Below are 15,110 nucleotides of genomic sequence, written 5' to 3' on the forward strand. Positions count from 1 at the left end.
TGACGGGCCCCGTGCCGCTCGCCGGGTCGGGGCCCGGGTCGGCTTCGCCGCTCAGCCCGTCAGGGTCTCCGTGGGCTCCGGGGTCTCCGGCGGCGGGACCGGTGCGCCCGGCAGCCGTACCGTCGCCACCGTGCCGCCGCCCTGCGCGGGGGTCAGGGTGACTTCGCCGCCCGCCTGCTGGACCGTGCGGGCCACGATGGACAGGCCGAGGCCCGAGCCCGGCAGGGCCCTCGCGCTGGGGGAGCGCCAGAAGCGGTCGAAGACGTACGGGAGTTCGTCCTCGGGGACGCCGGGGCCGTGGTCGCGGACGGTCAGGACCCCGTCGGTCAGCCGCACCTCGACCGTGCCGCCCTCAGGGCTGAACTTCACCGCGTTGTCCAGGATGTTGACGACCGCCCGCTCCAGCGCGGAGGGCTCCCCGCGGACGTACCAGGGCTCCAGGTCCGCCGTGATCGTCAGCTCCGGGCCGCGCAGCCGGGCCCGGCGCAGGGCCGCCTCGACCGTGTCCTCGAAGGAGACCACCTGGACGCGCTCACCGCGCTGGCCCTCCGAGCGGGACAGCTCCTGCAGGTCGCCGATCAGCGCCGCCAGCTCGGTCACCTGCGCCTTCACCGAGGCGAGCAGCGCCTTGCGGTCCTCCGGCGGGAGCGGCCGGCCCGTCTCCTCGCTGCGGGTGAGGAGCTCGATGTTCGTGCGCAGGGAGGTCAGCGGGGTGCGCAGCTCGTGCCCGGCGTCGGCGATCAGCTGCTGCTGCAGGTCGCGGGAGCTGGCCAGCGAGGCGGTCATGGAGTTGAAGGAGCGGGACAGCCGGGCCACCTCGTCCTCGCTGTCGTCCTCCACGGGGATGCGGATCGTCAGGTCCTCCGTGCGGGCCACGTGCTCCACGGCCTCGGTGAGCTTGTCGACGGGCCGCAGGCCCGCACGGGCGACGGCGAGGCCCGCGGCGCCGGCGCCGACGACTCCTATGCCGGACACCAGGAGCAGGATCAGAGCCAGGTCGTTGAGGGTCTTCTCGGTGTTCTCCAGCGGTACGGCGGTCATCCAGGCGGCGCCCGAATACACCTGCGGCCCGGTGTCCGTGAGGATCACCAGCGGCATGGTGAGCACCCGGACGGGGTTGCCGTCGGTGTCCGTGCCGTTGCGCAGGATGCCGCCCTGGCTGGTGTCGTGCCCGACGATCGCCCGGTCTGCCGAGGTGGTCCGCACCACGCCCGGCGAGTCCGCCGATACACAGGCCGTGCCGTCCGGCTTGACCAGCTGCGAGTAGATGTTGTTGTGGGCCGGCAGCCCGCTGGAGGAGTCCGTCGGGCTGTGCGGGCACGCCGTCAGCAGGTCGACCACCTGCCCGGCCCGCACGGGACGCTGCGAGGAGGTCTGCAGGTCCTTGTCGATCAGGTCGTACAGCTTCCCCTGCACGATGAACCAGGCCGTCACCGACACCGCCGCCACCGCGAACGCCACGGCCGCCGCGACCAGCATCGCCAGGCGGGTCCTGATCGGCAGGGAGCGGTACCGCCGTACCAGCCTCTTCACTCGGCGCCGCCCTGTCGCAGGACGTACCCCACGCCCCGCACGGTGTGCACGAGCCGCGGCTCGCCGCCGGCCTCCGTCTTGCGCCGCAGGTACATGACGTAGACGTCGAGGGAGTTGGAGGAGGGCTCGAAGTCGAAGCCCCAGACGGCCTTGAGGATCTGCTCGCGGGTGAGGACCTGGCGCGGGTGCGCCATGAACATCTCCAGGAGGGTGAACTCCGTGCGGGTCAGCTCCACCGGCCGGCCGCCCCGGGTGACCTCCCTGGTCGCGAGGTCCATGCGCAGGTCGGCGAAGGTGAGCGCCTCGTCCTGCTGGGCCTGGGCCGACACCGCGGCCGCGTACGAGCTGCGCCGCAGCAGCGCGCGGATACGGGCGAACAGCTCGTCCAGCTCGAAGGGCTTGACCAGGTAGTCGTCCGCTCCGGCGTCCAGCCCGGTGACCCGGTCGCCGACCGTGTCCCGGGCCGTCAGCATCAGGATCGGCGTCGTGTCGCCGGCGCCGCGGATGCGGCGGGCCGCCGTCAGGCCGTCCATGCGCGGCATCTGGATGTCCAGGACGACCAGGTCGGGCTTGTAGGCGGTGGCCTTCTCCAGCGCGTCCGCGCCGTCGACGGCGACCTCCGTGTCGTACCCGTCGAAGGCGAGACTGCGCTGGAGCGCCTCGCGTACGGCCGGCTCGTCGTCGACGATCAGGATGCGCTGGGGGTCACGGTCGCCTTCGGCGGGGCTCATCGCTCGCGGTTCCTCGGGATGCGGTGGGTGGGGGGGGTACGGGGGCTTGCCGCTGCCTCTCAGCGTGCCACGCCGGGGGACCGGAGGGCACAGACCCGCGAGGCGCGCCACCGAGGGTCAGGCGAAGGCCGGGACCGCGGTCAGGCGGAGCAGCGGCACCTTGCGGCGGTGGGTGCGCACGGGGGCGGTGCGCAGGCCCATCAGCTCGGGCACCGGCGTGGCGGTCACCTCGGGCGCGCGCCGCACCGGCTCGGGCTTGCGCGGCGCCGGGACGGTGGCGTTCAGGTGGAGGGCGACCGCGAGGGCGAGGACGACGTCGGCGGGACCGTGGTCGGCGATCTGGTGCGAAACCTTGGTGATCATGACGTTCTCCCTGCTGACCGTGCGTGGGTTAGCTGCTGTTGCCGGCCCGCAGCTTGGCCAGGTCGGACTTGACGGTGTTGACGGGGATGGCGAAGCCGAGGCCGATGCTGCCGGCGTCCGAGGACGACGAGGACTGCCGGCTGGAGGAGTACATCGCGGAGTTGATCCCGATGACGTTGCCGCTCGCGTCGATCAGCGCGCCGCCGGAGTTGCCGGGGTTCAGCGAGGCGTCGGTCTGTATGGCCTTGTAGGTCGTCGTGGAGGAGCCGGTGTCGCCGTTGAACTGGCGGCCGCCGAACTGGAACGGCCACTGGCCGTCGCCGCCCTGGTCCTGGTTCTCGTCCGTGGAGACGGTCACGTCCCGGTCGAGGGCGGAGACGATGCCGCTGGTGACGGTGCCGGTCAGGCCCTCGGGGGAGCCGATCGCGACGACCGAGTCACCGACCTGCACGCTCGAGGAGTCGCCCAGCGACGCGGGCTTCAGGCCCGAGGCGCCGCGCAGCTTGATCAGCGCCAGGTCCTTGGAGCTGTCGGTGCCGACGACGTCGGCGGTGTAGCTCTTGCCGTCGCTGGTGCGCACCTTGATCGACTGCGCGCCGGAGACGACGTGGTTGTTGGTGACGATCTCGCCGTTCGACGTGATGATCACGCCGGAGCCGGTGGAGGAGCCGTTGCCGAGGGCCGCGTTGATCTCGACCACGCTGGGGCTGACGGCCGCGGCGATCGCGGCGACGTTCCCGCGCTTGCTCGACGGCACCGCGTTGGCGGCCGTGCCCGCGGAGGCGACCGTGTCCTTGCCGGTCAGCTCCTGGAAGCCGTACGCCGTGGCGCCGCCGACCGCGGCCGCGACGATCGCGACGGCGGCGAGGAGGGCGACGGGGCCCCGGTTCCGCCGCTTCTCGTGCGGGGCGGGCTCCGCGGCCGGCTCGTACGGCGGCGGGGGCGGCCACTCCGGGTTCACGGGAGCGGAGTAGCTGGGCTGCTGGGGGTATCCACCCTGGCTCTCGGTCATGCCCATAAGAGTCCCCCGCGACCATGAGAGCTTCCTGAGTGCCCGCTGAGAAGCCCGGCAGAAGCTCGTTCGCCCGATATGAAGGCGCTGCCCGGCGTCCTGGGCCGGGCTCTCACCCGGCGTTCATAACGCCTGGTCACAGCCCGGTCACAGCCTGCTCAGGGCGCGGCCGGCCCGTGCGCGCAGCCGCAGCTCGTGCGCACCACGAGCCGGGACGGGAAGGTCTTCAGCCGCTCCCGCCGCGAGCCGGCCACCCGCAGCCCGTCGTCCAGCACCAGGTCGACCGCGGCCCGGGCCATCGCCGAGCGGTCGGAGGCGACCGTGGTCAGCGGCGGGTCGGCCAGCGCCGCCTCCTTGATGTCGTCGAAGCCGGCCACCGCCAGCTCGCCGGGCACGTCGATGCGCAGCTCGCGGGCGGCCCGCAGCAGGCCGATCGCCTGGTCGTCGGTGGAGCAGAAGATCGCCGGCGGCCGCTTGGGGCCGGAGAGGATGTCCAGGGCGACCCGGTAGGCGTCGTAGCGGTTGTACGGCGCCTCGAACAGCCGGCCCTCGGTGGGCAGGCCCGCCTCCGCCATGGCCCGCTTCCAGCCCTCGACGTGGTCGGAGACCGGGTCGCCGACGGCCGGGGTCTCGGCGGTGCCGCCCATGCAGGCGACGTAGTCGTAGCCGTGCTCCAGCAGGTGGCGTACGGCGAGCTGGGCGCCGCCGAGGTCGTCCGTGACCACGGCGACGTCGTCGATGGCCTCGGGGCGCTCGTGCAGCAGCACCACCCGGGCGTCCCAGGCGTCGATCTCGGCGGCGGCGAGGTCGTTCAGCGCGTGGGAGACGAGGATCAGCCCGGAGACGCGCATGCCGAGGAAGGCGCGCAGGTAGTGGACCTCGCGTTCGCCGATGTAGTCGGTGTTGCCGACCAGGACCATCTTGCCGCGCTCGGAGGCGGCCTGCTCGACCGCGTGCGCCATCTCCCCGAAGAAGGGCTGGCGGGCGTCCGGGATGATCAGGCCTATCAGGTCGGTGCGCCGGGAGGCCATCGCCTGGGCGACCCGGTCGGGGCGGTACCCCAGTTCCTTGATCGCGGCGAGGACACGCTCGCGCGTGGCCGGGGCGACCGGCCGGGGTCCGTTGTTGATGACATAACTGACGACGGCGGTGGAGGTTCCAGCCAGCCGTGCCACGTCATCGCGAGTCACCTTGGCCACGCGCGGAGTCTACGCGGATTGACCCGGTCCGGGCAGGGCGTATCACTGCTTGGATGTGCGTGAGCAATGCCCCGCCCGGGGGATGTCCATGCCTGGTCCGGGAAATCCGCGGAAATCCCGGGGAACTAGACGAGTAAGTCCGAAGGGGCCGAGTGCATGAAGCGAGGGTCTCGTTGGTCCGTTTGTGACGACAGACCTCGAAACCCTCGCGACTGCACTGTACGTGAAGATCGATGACTCTCTGGCAGGATCGCGTCGATGGGGCCGCCCGCCGAGCCTGAGCGATGCCGAGTTGTTGACGCTGGCGGTGATGCAGGCCCTGCTCGGGTTCGTCTCCGAAGCCCGCTGGCTGCGGTTCGCCCGCGTCCATCTGGCGGCCGAGTTCCCCTACCTGCCCGGGCAGTCCGGGTACAACAAACGCCTGCGGGCCGCGAACACGCTGATCAGCAGGTTCATCCGCACCCTGGCCCGGGACAGCGACCTTTGGCACGACGACGTGTGGATCGTGGACTCCACCCCCGTGGAGTGCGCCCGCTCACGGCCCACCGCGAAGCGCTCCGACCTGGCCGGCTGGGCCGGCTACGGCTACTGCCCCTCGCACTCCCGGTTCTTCTGGGGCCTGCGTCTTCACCTTGTGTGCACCCCCGGCGGCCTCCCGATCGCCTGGGCCCTGGCCAACCCCAAAGTTGACGAACGCGAGGTGCTGGCCGACATGCTCACCGGCGACCAGGACCTACTGGCCACCCACCCCGGACAGACCATCGTCGGCGACAAGGGCTACGTATCCAGGCACCTCGACGCCTTCATGGCCGAGCACGGCCTGACCCTGCTGCGGCCGACCTACCGCAACATCACCCCCCGGCCCGGCGAACACCTTCTCAAGCCCATCCGACAGCTCATCGAGTCGGTGAACGACACCCTCAAGGGCCAGCTCGACCTCGAGCGTCACGGCGCGAGAACCCCCGCCGGCGTTCTCGCCCGTGTCGGACAACGGATCCTCGCCATGACGACCGCGATCTGGCACAACCGCAACACAGGCCGAGCCATCACACGCTCACTGATCGCCTACGACCACTGACCAACCCTTCGGACTTACTCGTCTAGGCCTCCGCGTGGACCTCGGCGTCGTCACGGGCGACGGAAGTGTCCGGGTTCTCCTGCTTCGCACGGTCCGCCCTGGCCTTGGCGTCCTCGCCGGACCGGTCCGGCTTCTCCGGCGTAACGAATCGATAACCGACGTTCCGGACCGTGCCGATCAGCGACTCGTGCTCCGGGCCGAGTTTGGCGCGCAGCCGCCGTACGTGCACGTCGACCGTCCGGGTGCCGCCGAAGTAGTCGTAGCCCCACACCTCCTGCAGCAGCTGGGCGCGGGTGAAGACCCGGCCCGGGTGCTGGGCGAGGTACTTGAGCAGCTCGAACTCCTTGAAGGTCAGGTCCAGGACCCGGCCCTTGAGCTTGGCGCTGTAGGTCGCCTCGTCCACGGAGAGGTCGCCGTTGCGGATCTCCATCGGCGAGTCGTCGCTGACGAGCTGCTGGCGGCCCATGGCCAGCCGCAGCCGGGCCTCCACCTCCGCCGGTCCGGCGGTGTCGAGGAGCACGTCGTCGATGCCCCAGTCGGCGGTCACGGCTGCGAGGCCGCCCTCGGTGACGACCAGGATCAGCGGACAGCCGGGGCCGGTGGACCGCAGCAGCTGGCACAGGCTGCGCACCTGGGGCAGATCGCGGCGGCCGTCGACGAGGATCACGTCGGCGCCCGGGGTGTCGACGAGGGCGGGGCCCTCCGCCGGGGCCACCCGCACGTTGTGCAGGAGCAGGCCGAGGGCGGGCAGCACCTCCGTCGACGGCTGGAGGGCGTTGGTCAGGAGCAGCAGAGAACTCATACGTCTGGTTCCTCCTCGGTCCCTGCGAGGCAGTGCGGACGGGTACTGCTCTGCGATCCCGAAGGCCCCGTACACCCGCGGTCACCCGAGGTTTCCCGCTTCGTATACAACGCTTCCGAAAGCACAAAAGGACCCGGGGGCTGCGCTGCCCGAGTCCTCTGCCCAGCAGAATAGCCCACATGAGCAACGGTCCGGCAGGTCATGTGGCACGTTCCACCGTTCGTCCGCATGACGAGACAGGCAGACAGGGCCCTATCCGGACGTTCCTGTGCAGCGCCGACGGGGTTTCGATCGATTCCGTATACGATCCGGGCGCCGTCGTGTACGAAAGCGCCGAAAACCCTCCGGACGCCGGCCGTTCCCCCGCCCGTGACCTGGTGTTCGTCGTCGCCCACGGGTTCACCGGGGACGTGGACCGGCCGCATGTGCGACGGGTGGCGGGCGTGCTGCGCGCCCACGGCGCCGTCGTCACCTTCTCCTTCCGCGGACACGGGCGCTCCGGCGGCCGGTCCACGGTCGGCGACAAGGAGGTCCTGGACCTCGCCGCAGCGGTGGAGTGGGCGCGCGGCCTCGGGCACGCGCGCGTGGCGACCGTCGGCTTCTCCTTGGGCGGCTCGGTGGTCCTCAGGCACGCGGCCCTGCACCCCGGCACGGTGGACGCGGTGGTCTCGGTCAGCGCCCCGGCCCGCTGGTACTACCGGGGCACGGCCCCCATGCGACGGCTGCACTGGCTGGTCACCCGCCCCGCGGGCCGCCTGGTCGGCCGCTACGGCCTGCGCACCCGCATCCACCACCGGGACTGGGACCCGGTGCCGCTGTCCCCGGCCGAGGCGGTGCCGCGGATCGCCCCCACCCCGCTGCTGATCGTGCACGGCGACCGGGACGGCTACTTCCCCCTCGACCACCCCCGGATGCTCGCCGAGGCGGCCGGTGACCACGGCGAACTCTGGGTGGAGGCGGGCATGGGACACGCCGAGAACGCGGCGGACGACGGCCTGCTGAGCCGGATCGGGGAATGGGCGGCGGTCAAGGCGGGCTAGCCTGACAGCACTCTTATTTCATTCTTGCTGTCGATCGAGGAACGAGATGCCCAAGGTCACGGTGCGCTACTGGGCCGCCGCGAAGGCCGCGGCCGAGGTCGCCGAGGAGCCGTACGAGGCGGACACGCTCGCCGACGTGCTGGCCGCCGTGCGCGCGCGACACCCCGGTGAACTCACGCGCGTGCTGCAGCGCTGCTCCTTCCTCGTCGACTCAGACCCCGTCGGGACCCGCGCGCATGAGACGGTACGGCTGGCCGAGGGCGGCACGGTCGAGGTGCTCCCGCCGTTCGCAGGAGGATGAGGCGATGAGCGACCAGCCGTATCAGGGCGGCCAGCCGTACCAGGGCGGCCCGTACGAGGGCTACGACCCGCACCGGCAGCAGTACCCGCAGCAGCCGCAGTGGCCCGGGTACGAGCACCAGCAGCAGTCCTACGACCCCCAGCACACCCAGCAGTGGCAGGGCCGGACCTGGGAGACGCAGACGCACGCGCCGGTGCAGACGCCGGTGCCGGCGGAGACGGCGTACCTGTCGGCGGTGCAGCAGCAGCCGTACGAGGGGCAGCACCAGCAGCAGTACGCGACGCCGGCCGGACCGGAGGGGCAGCCCGCACCCGCACCGCAGGCCGTGGCGGAGCCCGAACCTGCCTACGGCCCCGCCACGCTCGCCGGGAACTCCCGGATCACCGATGCCCAGCGGGCCCGGCTGGAGGGCCGGTCGCCGATCATCGAGCCCGGCATGCAGCCGGCGCTGCTGACCGCGGCGCTGGGCCTGCTGCTCGCCGTGACGGCGCCCGTCGCGTCGTACGCGCTCCTCGTGCCGCTCGTCGTGCTCCAGGGCGTGACCGCGGCGGGCTGGTTCCGGCTGAACGGCATGTGGCCGGCCCGGCAGGGCATCGCGCTGGCGTTCCTCGGCGGGCTGACCGCCGACGCCGCGGTCCTGGCCGCCGGCCGCGACCACGCCCCCGCGGCCATCCTCGGGCCGCTCGGCATCTGGGTCCTGCTGTCCCTGGTCCTGCAACTGCGCTCGCACGCCTCGCCGGACGAGCGGATGTACGGCCTGATGGCGACGGTCGTCTCGGCGGCGCTGTCGGTCCTGGCCACCGGGTATCTGGGCGCCGGCGCGCACGCGGTGTCCGTGGGCGCGGCGGCGGTGGCGGTGGCGGTCCTGGCCCGGGCCCTGCCCCTGCCGACCTCCGCGTCCGTCGGGGTGTCGCTGCTCGCGGCGGCCGGCGCGGGGATCGCGGCCGGGGGGATGACAGGGCTGGGCGCGAAGGGTGCGCTGCTGGGTGCGGCGGCCGGCGTCTGCGCCCTGATCGGCCACCGGGTGGCGAGCTACGACTACCCGTCCCGCTTCGTGCACTTCACGGCCGGCGTGGCGCTGCCGCTGTCGGCGGCGGCCCCGGTGGTATGGGTGCTGGGACGGGCGCTCGGTTAGCGCCGCCGTCCGCGGCCGGGTTCACCCGGTCGGCGGGTGGCGGAAGGCCGGGCGAGTACGGTGGCCCCGGTGCGCCCGGGTCCGCCGGACGCGCGCCGGGCGTGTCTTTACCCGACAATGAAACAAGCCGGATCCCCGGCCCGATTCCGGCGGGCCGGGGATCCTTGTCATACAGCGGGCTGTGATCAGTCCCAGTCGCCGCCCCGGCCGCCGTCGCCGCCCCAGCCGCCGTCGCCGCCCCAGCCGCCGTCGCCGCCCCAGCCGCCGTCACGGCCGCCGCCCCAGCCGCCCCAGCCGCCCCAGCCGTGGTCGCAGACCACGCGGAAGCTGCCGACCACGCCGTCCTTGACCTTCAGGTCGCGGATCTGCCGGATGCGCACGCCGTCGCTCTGGCTGTGCGGGCCGACGGTCGCCACGGGAGCGCCGTTGTCGCAGACCGCCCCGCGGAACACCTCGACGGTCTGGTGGCTGTCGTTGCGGATGTTCAGCGTCCGGGCGCCGAGGCCGCTGACCACGGTGATGCAGTCACCGGGACGGGCCGAGTAGGACCGCTCGTTGATCTCGATCCGGCCCTCGAAGTGGGGGCGCCATCCCTCGTGGCCGCCGCCCCGGCCCCCGTGGCCCTCGTTGCCCTTGCCGTTGTTGTTGCCGTTGTTGTTGTTCCCGTTGTTGCTGGCACCGCCGTCGAGAGGCGCGGAGGCGACAGCGGCCGGAGCAGCGGCCGGGGCCGCCTCGGGCGCGGACGCGGCCGCAGCGTAGGTGACACCGGTCGCGGCCAGAGCCGCGGCAGCCGCCGCAGCGGCGGTGACAGCGGTGGAACGAGAGATCTTCATGGTGCTTCTCCAGTCTCTGAGACTCGCCGACTCGTCGGCCGGTCGTGAGGAACGTATTGACCGAACGCCGCCGCTGTCACGCGTGAAATGTCATGAGATCTGTTTTTTGTGCGCCAATCGGGCGTTATTCTGCGATTGGTCGCCGTTCATCGCCCGCTGGCGTCGTGTCAAATCACCCAAGAAACAAGGGAGTTGGGGAGCACTAGCCCTTTTGGATGATCTTATGACTAATGGCCACTCTCGCGGCAAGCGTGTCGTTGCCGCCGCAACGGGGCGAGTCGCGCTAGGAACGGCCGGCGAGGCGTGGATCCGGCAATGTCGAAGGGCCGTATTCCGTGGGCTTCCGGCCCCGGGGGTACGGCCCTTCGACGGTCCTGGACGGTCCTGGGCGGCTGACGGACGACTGCTCGGCGGCTGCTGGGCAGGCTCCTGGGCGGCTCTTCGAGTCGGCCGCGAGGAAGGCCTGAGCCGGGCCTGTGCGCTCTTCTCCGCCGCGAACCGCCGCCCCGGCCCGGCAGTCCCGTACCGGCACGCGAAAGGGGCCGAGGGCGCGGTTCACGCGCCCTCGGCCGCGGACCCGCCGCCGGCGAACTGTCATGGCGTCACCCTCCTGTCCGGCGACGCTCCTTGCGCCCGGCGGTGGACATGCCGGAGCCCCGGCCCTATTCCGGCGGGCCGGGGCTCCACTGTTGTCGCAAGGGGCTGAGGGTTACTTCCCGTCGTCGCCGCCACCCCAGCCGCCGTCGCCGCCGCCCCAGCCGCCGTCGCCGCCGCCCCAGCCGCCGCCACCCCAGCCGCCGTGGCCACCGACCACGCGGAAGCTGCCGATGACGCCGTTCCTGACGCGGACGCCCGGCGTGCAGCGGACGCGCACGCCGTCGCTCTGGCTGTGGGGACCGACGACCGCGACGGGAGCGCCGTTGTCGCAGACCGCCCCGCGGAACACCTCGACGACCCGGTGGCTGTCGTTGCGGATGTTCAGCGTCCGGGCGCCGAGCCCGCTGACCACGGTGATGCAGTCGCCCGGGTGGGCCGAGTAGGACCGCTCGTTGATCTGGATCCGGCCCTCGAAGTGGGGGCGCCATCCCTCGTGGCCGCCGCCGCGGCCCTCGTGGCCCTCGTTGCCCTTGCCGTTGTTGTAGTTGTCGTTGTTGTTGCCCGTGCCGGCACCGCCCATCGGCGCGGCAGGAGCCGCCTCGGGCGCGGGAGCCACGGCGGCCGGAGCGGCGGGGGCCGCCTCCGGCGCCGAGGCGGCCGACGCGTAGGTGACGCCCGTCGCGGCCAGAGCCGCGGCTGCCGCCGCGGCGGCCGTCAGGGCGGTGGAACGAGAGATCTTCATGGTGCTTCTCCAGTCTCTGAGACACCGACACGTTGGCCGGTCGTTTGGAACGTATTCGGCGATCTCCACGGCTGTCATGTCGGGAAAGTCGTGAGACTGGGTTTTCGTAGGCCGATTGAGGGATTTGTTGCTTATGCGCCCCACATCTCGATCACCGGGGGGCCGTCAACTCGGCAACCACAAAGGGCAATTGACGCATCACTAGACCCTTTGGATGATCTTATGACAAATTGCTACTCCGCGAGAGAGTGTGTCGATGCTGGCGCACGGAGCCAAGACGCGCTAAGGGCGGCCGGCGAGGCATGGGCCGGCATGCCGAAGGGCCGCACCCCACCGGCGTCCAACCCAGGGGTGCGGCCCTTCGACCGTCACTGTGCCGCTGCTGCGCGCGGGACCAATCAGACCGCGATGGCGACCTCGGCCAGCGCGCCCTTCTCCGCCACGACGACCGTACGGTCCGCCGTCGCGCCCGGCACCAGGGCACGCACGGTCCACGTGCCCTCGGCCGCGTAGAACCGGAACTGGCCGGTCGCCGAGGTCGGCACCTCGGCCGTGAACTCGCCGGTCGAGTCGAGCAGCCGGACGTAGCCCGTCACCGGCTCGCCGTCGCGGGTCACCTGACCCTGGATCGTGGTCTCACCGGGCTTGATCGTCGAGGCGTCCGGGCCGCCGGCCTTCGCTCCGCACATGCTGTTCTCCGAAAGGGGTTGGACCGGGAGGTCGGTCGGGATGGGGTACCTGTTGCCTTACTTGCCGGAGCCGAGCTCGATCGGCACGCCGACGAGGGAGCCGTACTCGGTCCAGGAGCCGTCGTAGTTCTTGACGTTCTCGACGCCGAGCAGCTCGTGCAGCACGAACCAGGTCAGGGCCGAGCGCTCGCCGATGCGGCAGTAGGCGATCGTGTCCTTGGCGAGGTCCACGTTCTCCTCGGCGTAGAGGGCCTTGAGCTCCTCGTCCGACTTGAAGGTGCCGTCGTCGTTGGCGTTCTTCGACCACGGGATGTTCTTCGCGGTCGGGACGTGGCCCGGGCGCTGCGACTGCTCCTGCGGCAGGTGGGCCGGGGCCAGCAGCTTGCCGGAGAACTCGTCGGGCGAGCGCACGTCGACCAGGTTCTGCGAGCCGATGGCCTTGACCACGTCGTCACGGAAGGCGCGGATCGAGGTGTCCTGCGGCTTGGCCTTGTACTCGGTCTTCGGGCGCTCCGGGACCTCGTCGCCGGGGACCAGCTCGCGGGCGTCCAGCTCCCACTTCTTGCGGCCGCCGTCGAGGAGCTTGACGTTCTCGTGGCCGTAGAGCTTGAAGTACCAGTAGGCGTACGAGGCGAACCAGTTGTTGTTGCCGCCGTAGAGGACCACCGTGTGGTCGTTGGCGATGCCCTTCTCCGACAGGAGCTTCTCGAAGCCCTCCTGGTCGATGAAGTCGCGGCGGACCGGGTCCTGGAGGTCCTTGGTCCAGTCGATGCGGATCGCGTTCTTGATGTGGTTCTTGTCGTAGGCGGACGTGTCCTCGTCCACCTCGACGATGGCGATGGCCGGGTCGTCCAGGTGCTCCTGCAGCCAGTCGGCGTCGACCAGGACGTCGGTGCGGCTCATGCTCTTTCTCCTCCGGGGCAGTTGCGGCGGGGCGTGCGAGTAGACAGGGGGCGCGCCCGAGAAGGCCGGGCGGCGCACGGGTGCCCTTCCAGCAGGGCAGGGCCGAGATGCGGAAGTCGGGGACTTTCGCTCAGAAGGGGCGACAGAGCATGGCGGCAACGCGGCACAGGTCCACTGCCCGCCGCTTCGTGAGATCCGCCTGTCGCTTCATGCCGACGATCGTAGGGACGTCCGGGCGGGCGTGTCACCGGTGTGTCGTATGCCGAGACGCGATCGTCCGAATGGCGGGATGCAAGGAGCGCCTCGACAGCCGTCGTACGGCCGCCGGGTGCTCGGGAGGCCCGCGCATCTACGCTACGGACCCGATCGTCTCGCCAGTCGGACGCTGTGCGTCCACCGGCTCTGGTCCTACCCCGCCAGCCGGACGTCGGAACCCTTCACGGTGACCTGTACGCCGTCCTTGGCCGCCCGCACCGAGTCCAGCTTGATCCCGCCGGGGAGGTGGTCGATGACCTGCTGGAAGTCGGTGATGTTGCGTACGCGGCTCTCGGCGAGGGAGAGGGCGGCCAGCTTGGGCAGGGAGTCGGCGTGCACCTCGACCTTGTTGTTCGCCACGGTCACGGAGCTGAGCACGGACACCGTCCGGTCGACCGGGACGGTCAGGAGCTTGCCCGTCACGTGGACCGCTACCTTGATCTTGCCGTTGCCGCCGTCGGAGAGGCCCACGACCTTGGCCGTGAGCCCCGGGGCCACCTCGGTCGGCTGGGACTTCGCGGTCCTCAGCAGCTCGGCGTAGGAGATCGTCGCGGTGCCGGTGGCGCTCGCCGCGGTGGCGGAGCTGTAGTCGCCGGAGAAGGAGACGCCCTTCATGTCGGCCTGCAGATCGTCGATCCGGATCGTCTTGCCGGCGGTGCCGGTGGCGGCCTCGTAGTCCTTGATCCCGACCTCGACGTCGTCGAGCGACCCGCCCGCGACCTGGGTGAGGAACGGGAACCCCTTGATGTCCACATCCGGCGTCGAGGCCAGGTTCTCCGACGACTTCAGCTTGTCCGCGGCCTCACCCTCCGCGAAGTGCACGGCCACCCGGTCCGCGATCACGAACAGCCCGCCCAGGATCACGACGAGGATCAGGAAGATTCGCAGGGCGCGCATGTGGGGTTCCCCCGGGGACGAGAGCGGTCTACGGCTACGTCACGGTAACCCTGCGGGCGCCGACCGGGCGGCCATTGTCGATCAGTTGTGACAGGCACGACCCGGCCTACCCTGTACTCATGTACGCGCGGCGGCGTCACATCTACTTCGCCATGATGGGGATCTGCATCGGGCTCTTCGTCCTGGCCTGGGGAGTCGTGCGGATCTGGTCGGTTCCGGCGGCCGTCGGCATGTGCGTCGTGGCCATGGTCATCCCGCCGGTCGCCGCGATGATCGCCAACCGGCGGGGCCCGGAGGACCGCTGGTGGGACGACCCCTCCGGCGATCCCCAGTCCGACGAGTGGTGGGACGAGCTGGACGGCAAGAAGCCCCCGCGTGCCTGAGCGGTCAGTAGACGAGCGCCTGGGTGTCGTCGGCCAGCGCCTCCTGCACGAAGACCTGCGCGCCCGCGATCCGTACGCCCTCGATGACGTCCTTCTCGGTGATCTCCCGGCGGGCCGCGCACTGGGTGCACAGCGTGATGCGGCCGGCCGCCAGGACGGACTCGATCAGATCCGGCAGCGGGGCGGCGTGCGGCAGCTCGAACTCGGCGGCCCGCCCCGGCAGCGCGAACCAGGACGACTCCCCGGTCAGCCAGAGCGAGACATCCACCCCGCTGGCCACGGCCACCGCCGCCACGGTGAACGCCTGCGAGCAGCGCTCGGGCGCGTCTGCCCCGGCCGTCACCTTGATCACGAGCTTCTTGGTCATACCGGCAGCGTAGCCGTGCGCCCGGCCGCCGCGATGAGCATGCCACGCAGACGGCGCCGAGCAGGCCGCTGACGGGGGCCGGCCGGCCGGCGGCCACGGCGACGCGGACGGGGGCCACTGCGCCGGGACCGCCGACGGACATCCCGTCCTTCGCCGCCGGCCCGAACAGCGAGGGAACCGCCCGCGCCCCTGCTGATCGGCGCGGGCGCCCGGGGTGCGGTCGTGTGCGCCGGTCAGGGGCGCCCGGCTC

18 protein-coding genes are annotated in these 15,110 nt (G+C 71.5%); 5 read left to right on the plus strand and 13 right to left on the minus strand.

Features of this window, described 5'->3' with window-relative positions; genetic code table 11:
• Positions 1 to 51: 51 nt before the first annotated feature.
• The 5 genes from OG956_RS18745 to OG956_RS18765 all read right to left on the minus strand — a co-directional run bounded on the left by OG956_RS18745 (position 52) and on the right by OG956_RS18765 (position 4,838).
• Positions 52 to 1,533 (minus strand): sensor histidine kinase, encoded by a 1,482-nt coding sequence (locus OG956_RS18745; protein ID WP_330339115.1) that lies wholly within the window; start codon positions 1,531 to 1,533, stop codon positions 52 to 54.
• Entirely contained in the window at positions 1,530 to 2,264 is a 735-nt protein-coding gene (locus tag OG956_RS18750) for a response regulator transcription factor (RefSeq protein ID WP_330339116.1), read from the minus strand. The genes OG956_RS18745 and OG956_RS18750 overlap by 4 nt, the downstream gene beginning before the upstream one ends.
• Positions 2,265 to 2,381: 117 nt before the next feature.
• A complete protein-coding gene (locus OG956_RS18755) occupies positions 2,382 to 2,627 on the minus strand; it encodes a hypothetical protein (protein WP_330339117.1) in 246 nt (81 codons plus the stop codon).
• Between the two features lie 28 nt (positions 2,628 to 2,655).
• Positions 2,656 to 3,639, minus strand: coding sequence for a S1C family serine protease (locus tag OG956_RS18760; protein WP_330339118.1), 984 nt, complete (start codon positions 3,637 to 3,639; stop codon positions 2,656 to 2,658).
• A gap of 158 nt (positions 3,640 to 3,797) precedes the next feature.
• On the minus strand, positions 3,798 to 4,838 hold the full coding sequence (locus tag OG956_RS18765) for a LacI family DNA-binding transcriptional regulator (protein ID WP_330339119.1): 1,041 nt from the start codon (positions 4,836 to 4,838) through the stop codon (positions 3,798 to 3,800).
• A gap of 184 nt (positions 4,839 to 5,022) precedes the next feature.
• On the opposite strand from OG956_RS18765, the gene OG956_RS18770 reads away from it, so the two are divergent.
• Positions 5,023 to 5,916, plus strand: coding sequence for an IS982 family transposase (locus OG956_RS18770; protein WP_330335877.1), 894 nt, complete (start codon positions 5,023 to 5,025; stop codon positions 5,914 to 5,916).
• Between the two features lie 22 nt (positions 5,917 to 5,938).
• Here OG956_RS18770 and OG956_RS18775 read toward each other — a convergent pair whose 3' ends face one another.
• On the minus strand, positions 5,939 to 6,718 hold the full coding sequence (locus tag OG956_RS18775) for a response regulator transcription factor (RefSeq protein WP_330339120.1): 780 nt from the start codon (positions 6,716 to 6,718) through the stop codon (positions 5,939 to 5,941).
• A gap of 179 nt (positions 6,719 to 6,897) precedes the next feature.
• On the opposite strand from OG956_RS18775, the gene OG956_RS18780 reads away from it, so the two are divergent.
• Genes OG956_RS18780 through OG956_RS18790 form a run of 3 tightly spaced genes read left to right on the plus strand, consistent with a single transcriptional unit; the run spans position 6,898 to position 9,194 of the window.
• Positions 6,898 to 7,758 (plus strand): alpha/beta hydrolase family protein, encoded by an 861-nt coding sequence (locus OG956_RS18780; RefSeq protein WP_330339121.1) that lies wholly within the window; start codon positions 6,898 to 6,900, stop codon positions 7,756 to 7,758.
• Positions 7,759 to 7,804: 46 nt separating this feature from the next.
• On the plus strand, positions 7,805 to 8,059 hold the full coding sequence (locus OG956_RS18785; RefSeq protein ID WP_330339122.1) for a MoaD/ThiS family protein: 255 nt from the start codon (positions 7,805 to 7,807) through the stop codon (positions 8,057 to 8,059).
• A 4-nt stretch (positions 8,060 to 8,063) separates the two neighbouring features.
• Complete coding sequence (locus OG956_RS18790; protein ID WP_330339123.1) at positions 8,064 to 9,194, plus strand: hypothetical protein; 1,131 nt, start codon at positions 8,064 to 8,066, stop codon at positions 9,192 to 9,194.
• Positions 9,195 to 9,379: 185 nt separating this feature from the next.
• Here OG956_RS18790 and OG956_RS18795 read toward each other — a convergent pair whose 3' ends face one another.
• The 6 genes from OG956_RS18795 to OG956_RS18815 all read right to left on the minus strand — a co-directional run bounded on the left by OG956_RS18795 (position 9,380) and on the right by OG956_RS18815 (position 14,110).
• Positions 9,380 to 10,027 carry a hypothetical protein gene (locus OG956_RS18795; protein WP_330339124.1) on the minus strand — a complete coding sequence of 216 codons (648 nt, stop codon included), beginning with the start codon at positions 10,025 to 10,027 and terminating at the stop codon, positions 9,380 to 9,382.
• A gap of 709 nt (positions 10,028 to 10,736) precedes the next feature.
• Complete coding sequence (locus OG956_RS18800) at positions 10,737 to 11,366, minus strand: hypothetical protein (RefSeq protein WP_330339125.1); 630 nt, start codon at positions 11,364 to 11,366, stop codon at positions 10,737 to 10,739.
• 398 nt (positions 11,367 to 11,764) lie between these two features.
• A complete protein-coding gene (locus tag OG956_RS18805) occupies positions 11,765 to 12,055 on the minus strand; it encodes a DUF1416 domain-containing protein (protein WP_004000115.1) in 291 nt (96 codons plus the stop codon).
• 57 nt (positions 12,056 to 12,112) lie between these two features.
• Entirely contained in the window at positions 12,113 to 12,958 is an 846-nt protein-coding gene (locus tag OG956_RS18810) for a sulfurtransferase (protein WP_330339126.1), read from the minus strand.
• A gap of 130 nt (positions 12,959 to 13,088) precedes the next feature.
• Positions 13,089 to 13,169 carry an Ms5788A family Cys-rich leader peptide gene (locus OG956_RS40245; RefSeq protein WP_350751515.1) on the minus strand — a complete coding sequence of 27 codons (81 nt, stop codon included), beginning with the start codon at positions 13,167 to 13,169 and terminating at the stop codon, positions 13,089 to 13,091.
• 197 nt (positions 13,170 to 13,366) lie between these two features.
• Positions 13,367 to 14,110 (minus strand): LmeA family phospholipid-binding protein, encoded by a 744-nt coding sequence (locus OG956_RS18815; RefSeq protein ID WP_330339127.1) that lies wholly within the window; start codon positions 14,108 to 14,110, stop codon positions 13,367 to 13,369.
• Between the two features lie 119 nt (positions 14,111 to 14,229).
• On the opposite strand from OG956_RS18815, the gene OG956_RS18820 reads away from it, so the two are divergent.
• Positions 14,230 to 14,493, plus strand: a complete 264-nt coding sequence (locus OG956_RS18820) for a DUF3099 domain-containing protein (protein ID WP_330339128.1) — start codon at positions 14,230 to 14,232, stop codon at positions 14,491 to 14,493.
• A 4-nt stretch (positions 14,494 to 14,497) separates the two neighbouring features.
• Here OG956_RS18820 and OG956_RS18825 read toward each other — a convergent pair whose 3' ends face one another.
• Positions 14,498 to 14,860 (minus strand): DsrE family protein, encoded by a 363-nt coding sequence (locus OG956_RS18825; RefSeq protein ID WP_330339129.1) that lies wholly within the window; start codon positions 14,858 to 14,860, stop codon positions 14,498 to 14,500.
• Between the last annotated feature and the right edge of the window lie 250 nt (positions 14,861 to 15,110).

This window comes from Streptomyces sp. NBC_00557, from assembly GCF_036345995.1.
In the GTDB taxonomy this organism is placed as follows: domain Bacteria; phylum Actinomycetota; class Actinomycetes; order Streptomycetales; family Streptomycetaceae; genus Streptomyces.

What these genes read in the sequence shown, in the direction of transcription:
- OG956_RS18805 (WP_004000115.1), bottom strand. Translation starts at nt 12,055, where the DNA reads ATGTGCGGAGCGAAGGCCGGCGGCCCGGACGCCTCGACGATCAAGCCC.
- OG956_RS18795 (WP_330339124.1), bottom strand. Translation starts at nt 10,027, where the DNA reads ATGAAGATCTCTCGTTCCACCGCTGTCACCGCCGCTGCGGCGGCTGCC.
- OG956_RS18820 (WP_330339128.1), top strand. Translation starts at nt 14,230, where the DNA reads ATGTACGCGCGGCGGCGTCACATCTACTTCGCCATGATGGGGATCTGC.
- OG956_RS18790 (WP_330339123.1), top strand. Translation starts at nt 8,064, where the DNA reads ATGAGCGACCAGCCGTATCAGGGCGGCCAGCCGTACCAGGGCGGCCCG.
- OG956_RS18750 (WP_330339116.1), bottom strand. Translation starts at nt 2,264, where the DNA reads ATGAGCCCCGCCGAAGGCGACCGTGACCCCCAGCGCATCCTGATCGTC.
- OG956_RS18815 (WP_330339127.1), bottom strand. Translation starts at nt 14,110, where the DNA reads ATGCGCGCCCTGCGAATCTTCCTGATCCTCGTCGTGATCCTGGGCGGG.
- OG956_RS18810 (WP_330339126.1), bottom strand. Translation starts at nt 12,958, where the DNA reads ATGAGCCGCACCGACGTCCTGGTCGACGCCGACTGGCTGCAGGAGCAC.
- OG956_RS18785 (WP_330339122.1), top strand. Translation starts at nt 7,805, where the DNA reads ATGCCCAAGGTCACGGTGCGCTACTGGGCCGCCGCGAAGGCCGCGGCC.
- OG956_RS18780 (WP_330339121.1), top strand. Translation starts at nt 6,898, where the DNA reads ATGAGCAACGGTCCGGCAGGTCATGTGGCACGTTCCACCGTTCGTCCG.
- OG956_RS18800 (WP_330339125.1), bottom strand. Translation starts at nt 11,366, where the DNA reads ATGAAGATCTCTCGTTCCACCGCCCTGACGGCCGCCGCGGCGGCAGCC.
- OG956_RS18825 (WP_330339129.1), bottom strand. Translation starts at nt 14,860, where the DNA reads ATGACCAAGAAGCTCGTGATCAAGGTGACGGCCGGGGCAGACGCGCCC.
- OG956_RS40245 (WP_350751515.1), bottom strand. Translation starts at nt 13,169, where the DNA reads ATGAAGCGACAGGCGGATCTCACGAAGCGGCGGGCAGTGGACCTGTGC.
- OG956_RS18760 (WP_330339118.1), bottom strand. Translation starts at nt 3,639, where the DNA reads ATGACCGAGAGCCAGGGTGGATACCCCCAGCAGCCCAGCTACTCCGCT.
- OG956_RS18775 (WP_330339120.1), bottom strand. Translation starts at nt 6,718, where the DNA reads ATGAGTTCTCTGCTGCTCCTGACCAACGCCCTCCAGCCGTCGACGGAG.
- OG956_RS18755 (WP_330339117.1), bottom strand. Translation starts at nt 2,627, where the DNA reads ATGATCACCAAGGTTTCGCACCAGATCGCCGACCACGGTCCCGCCGAC.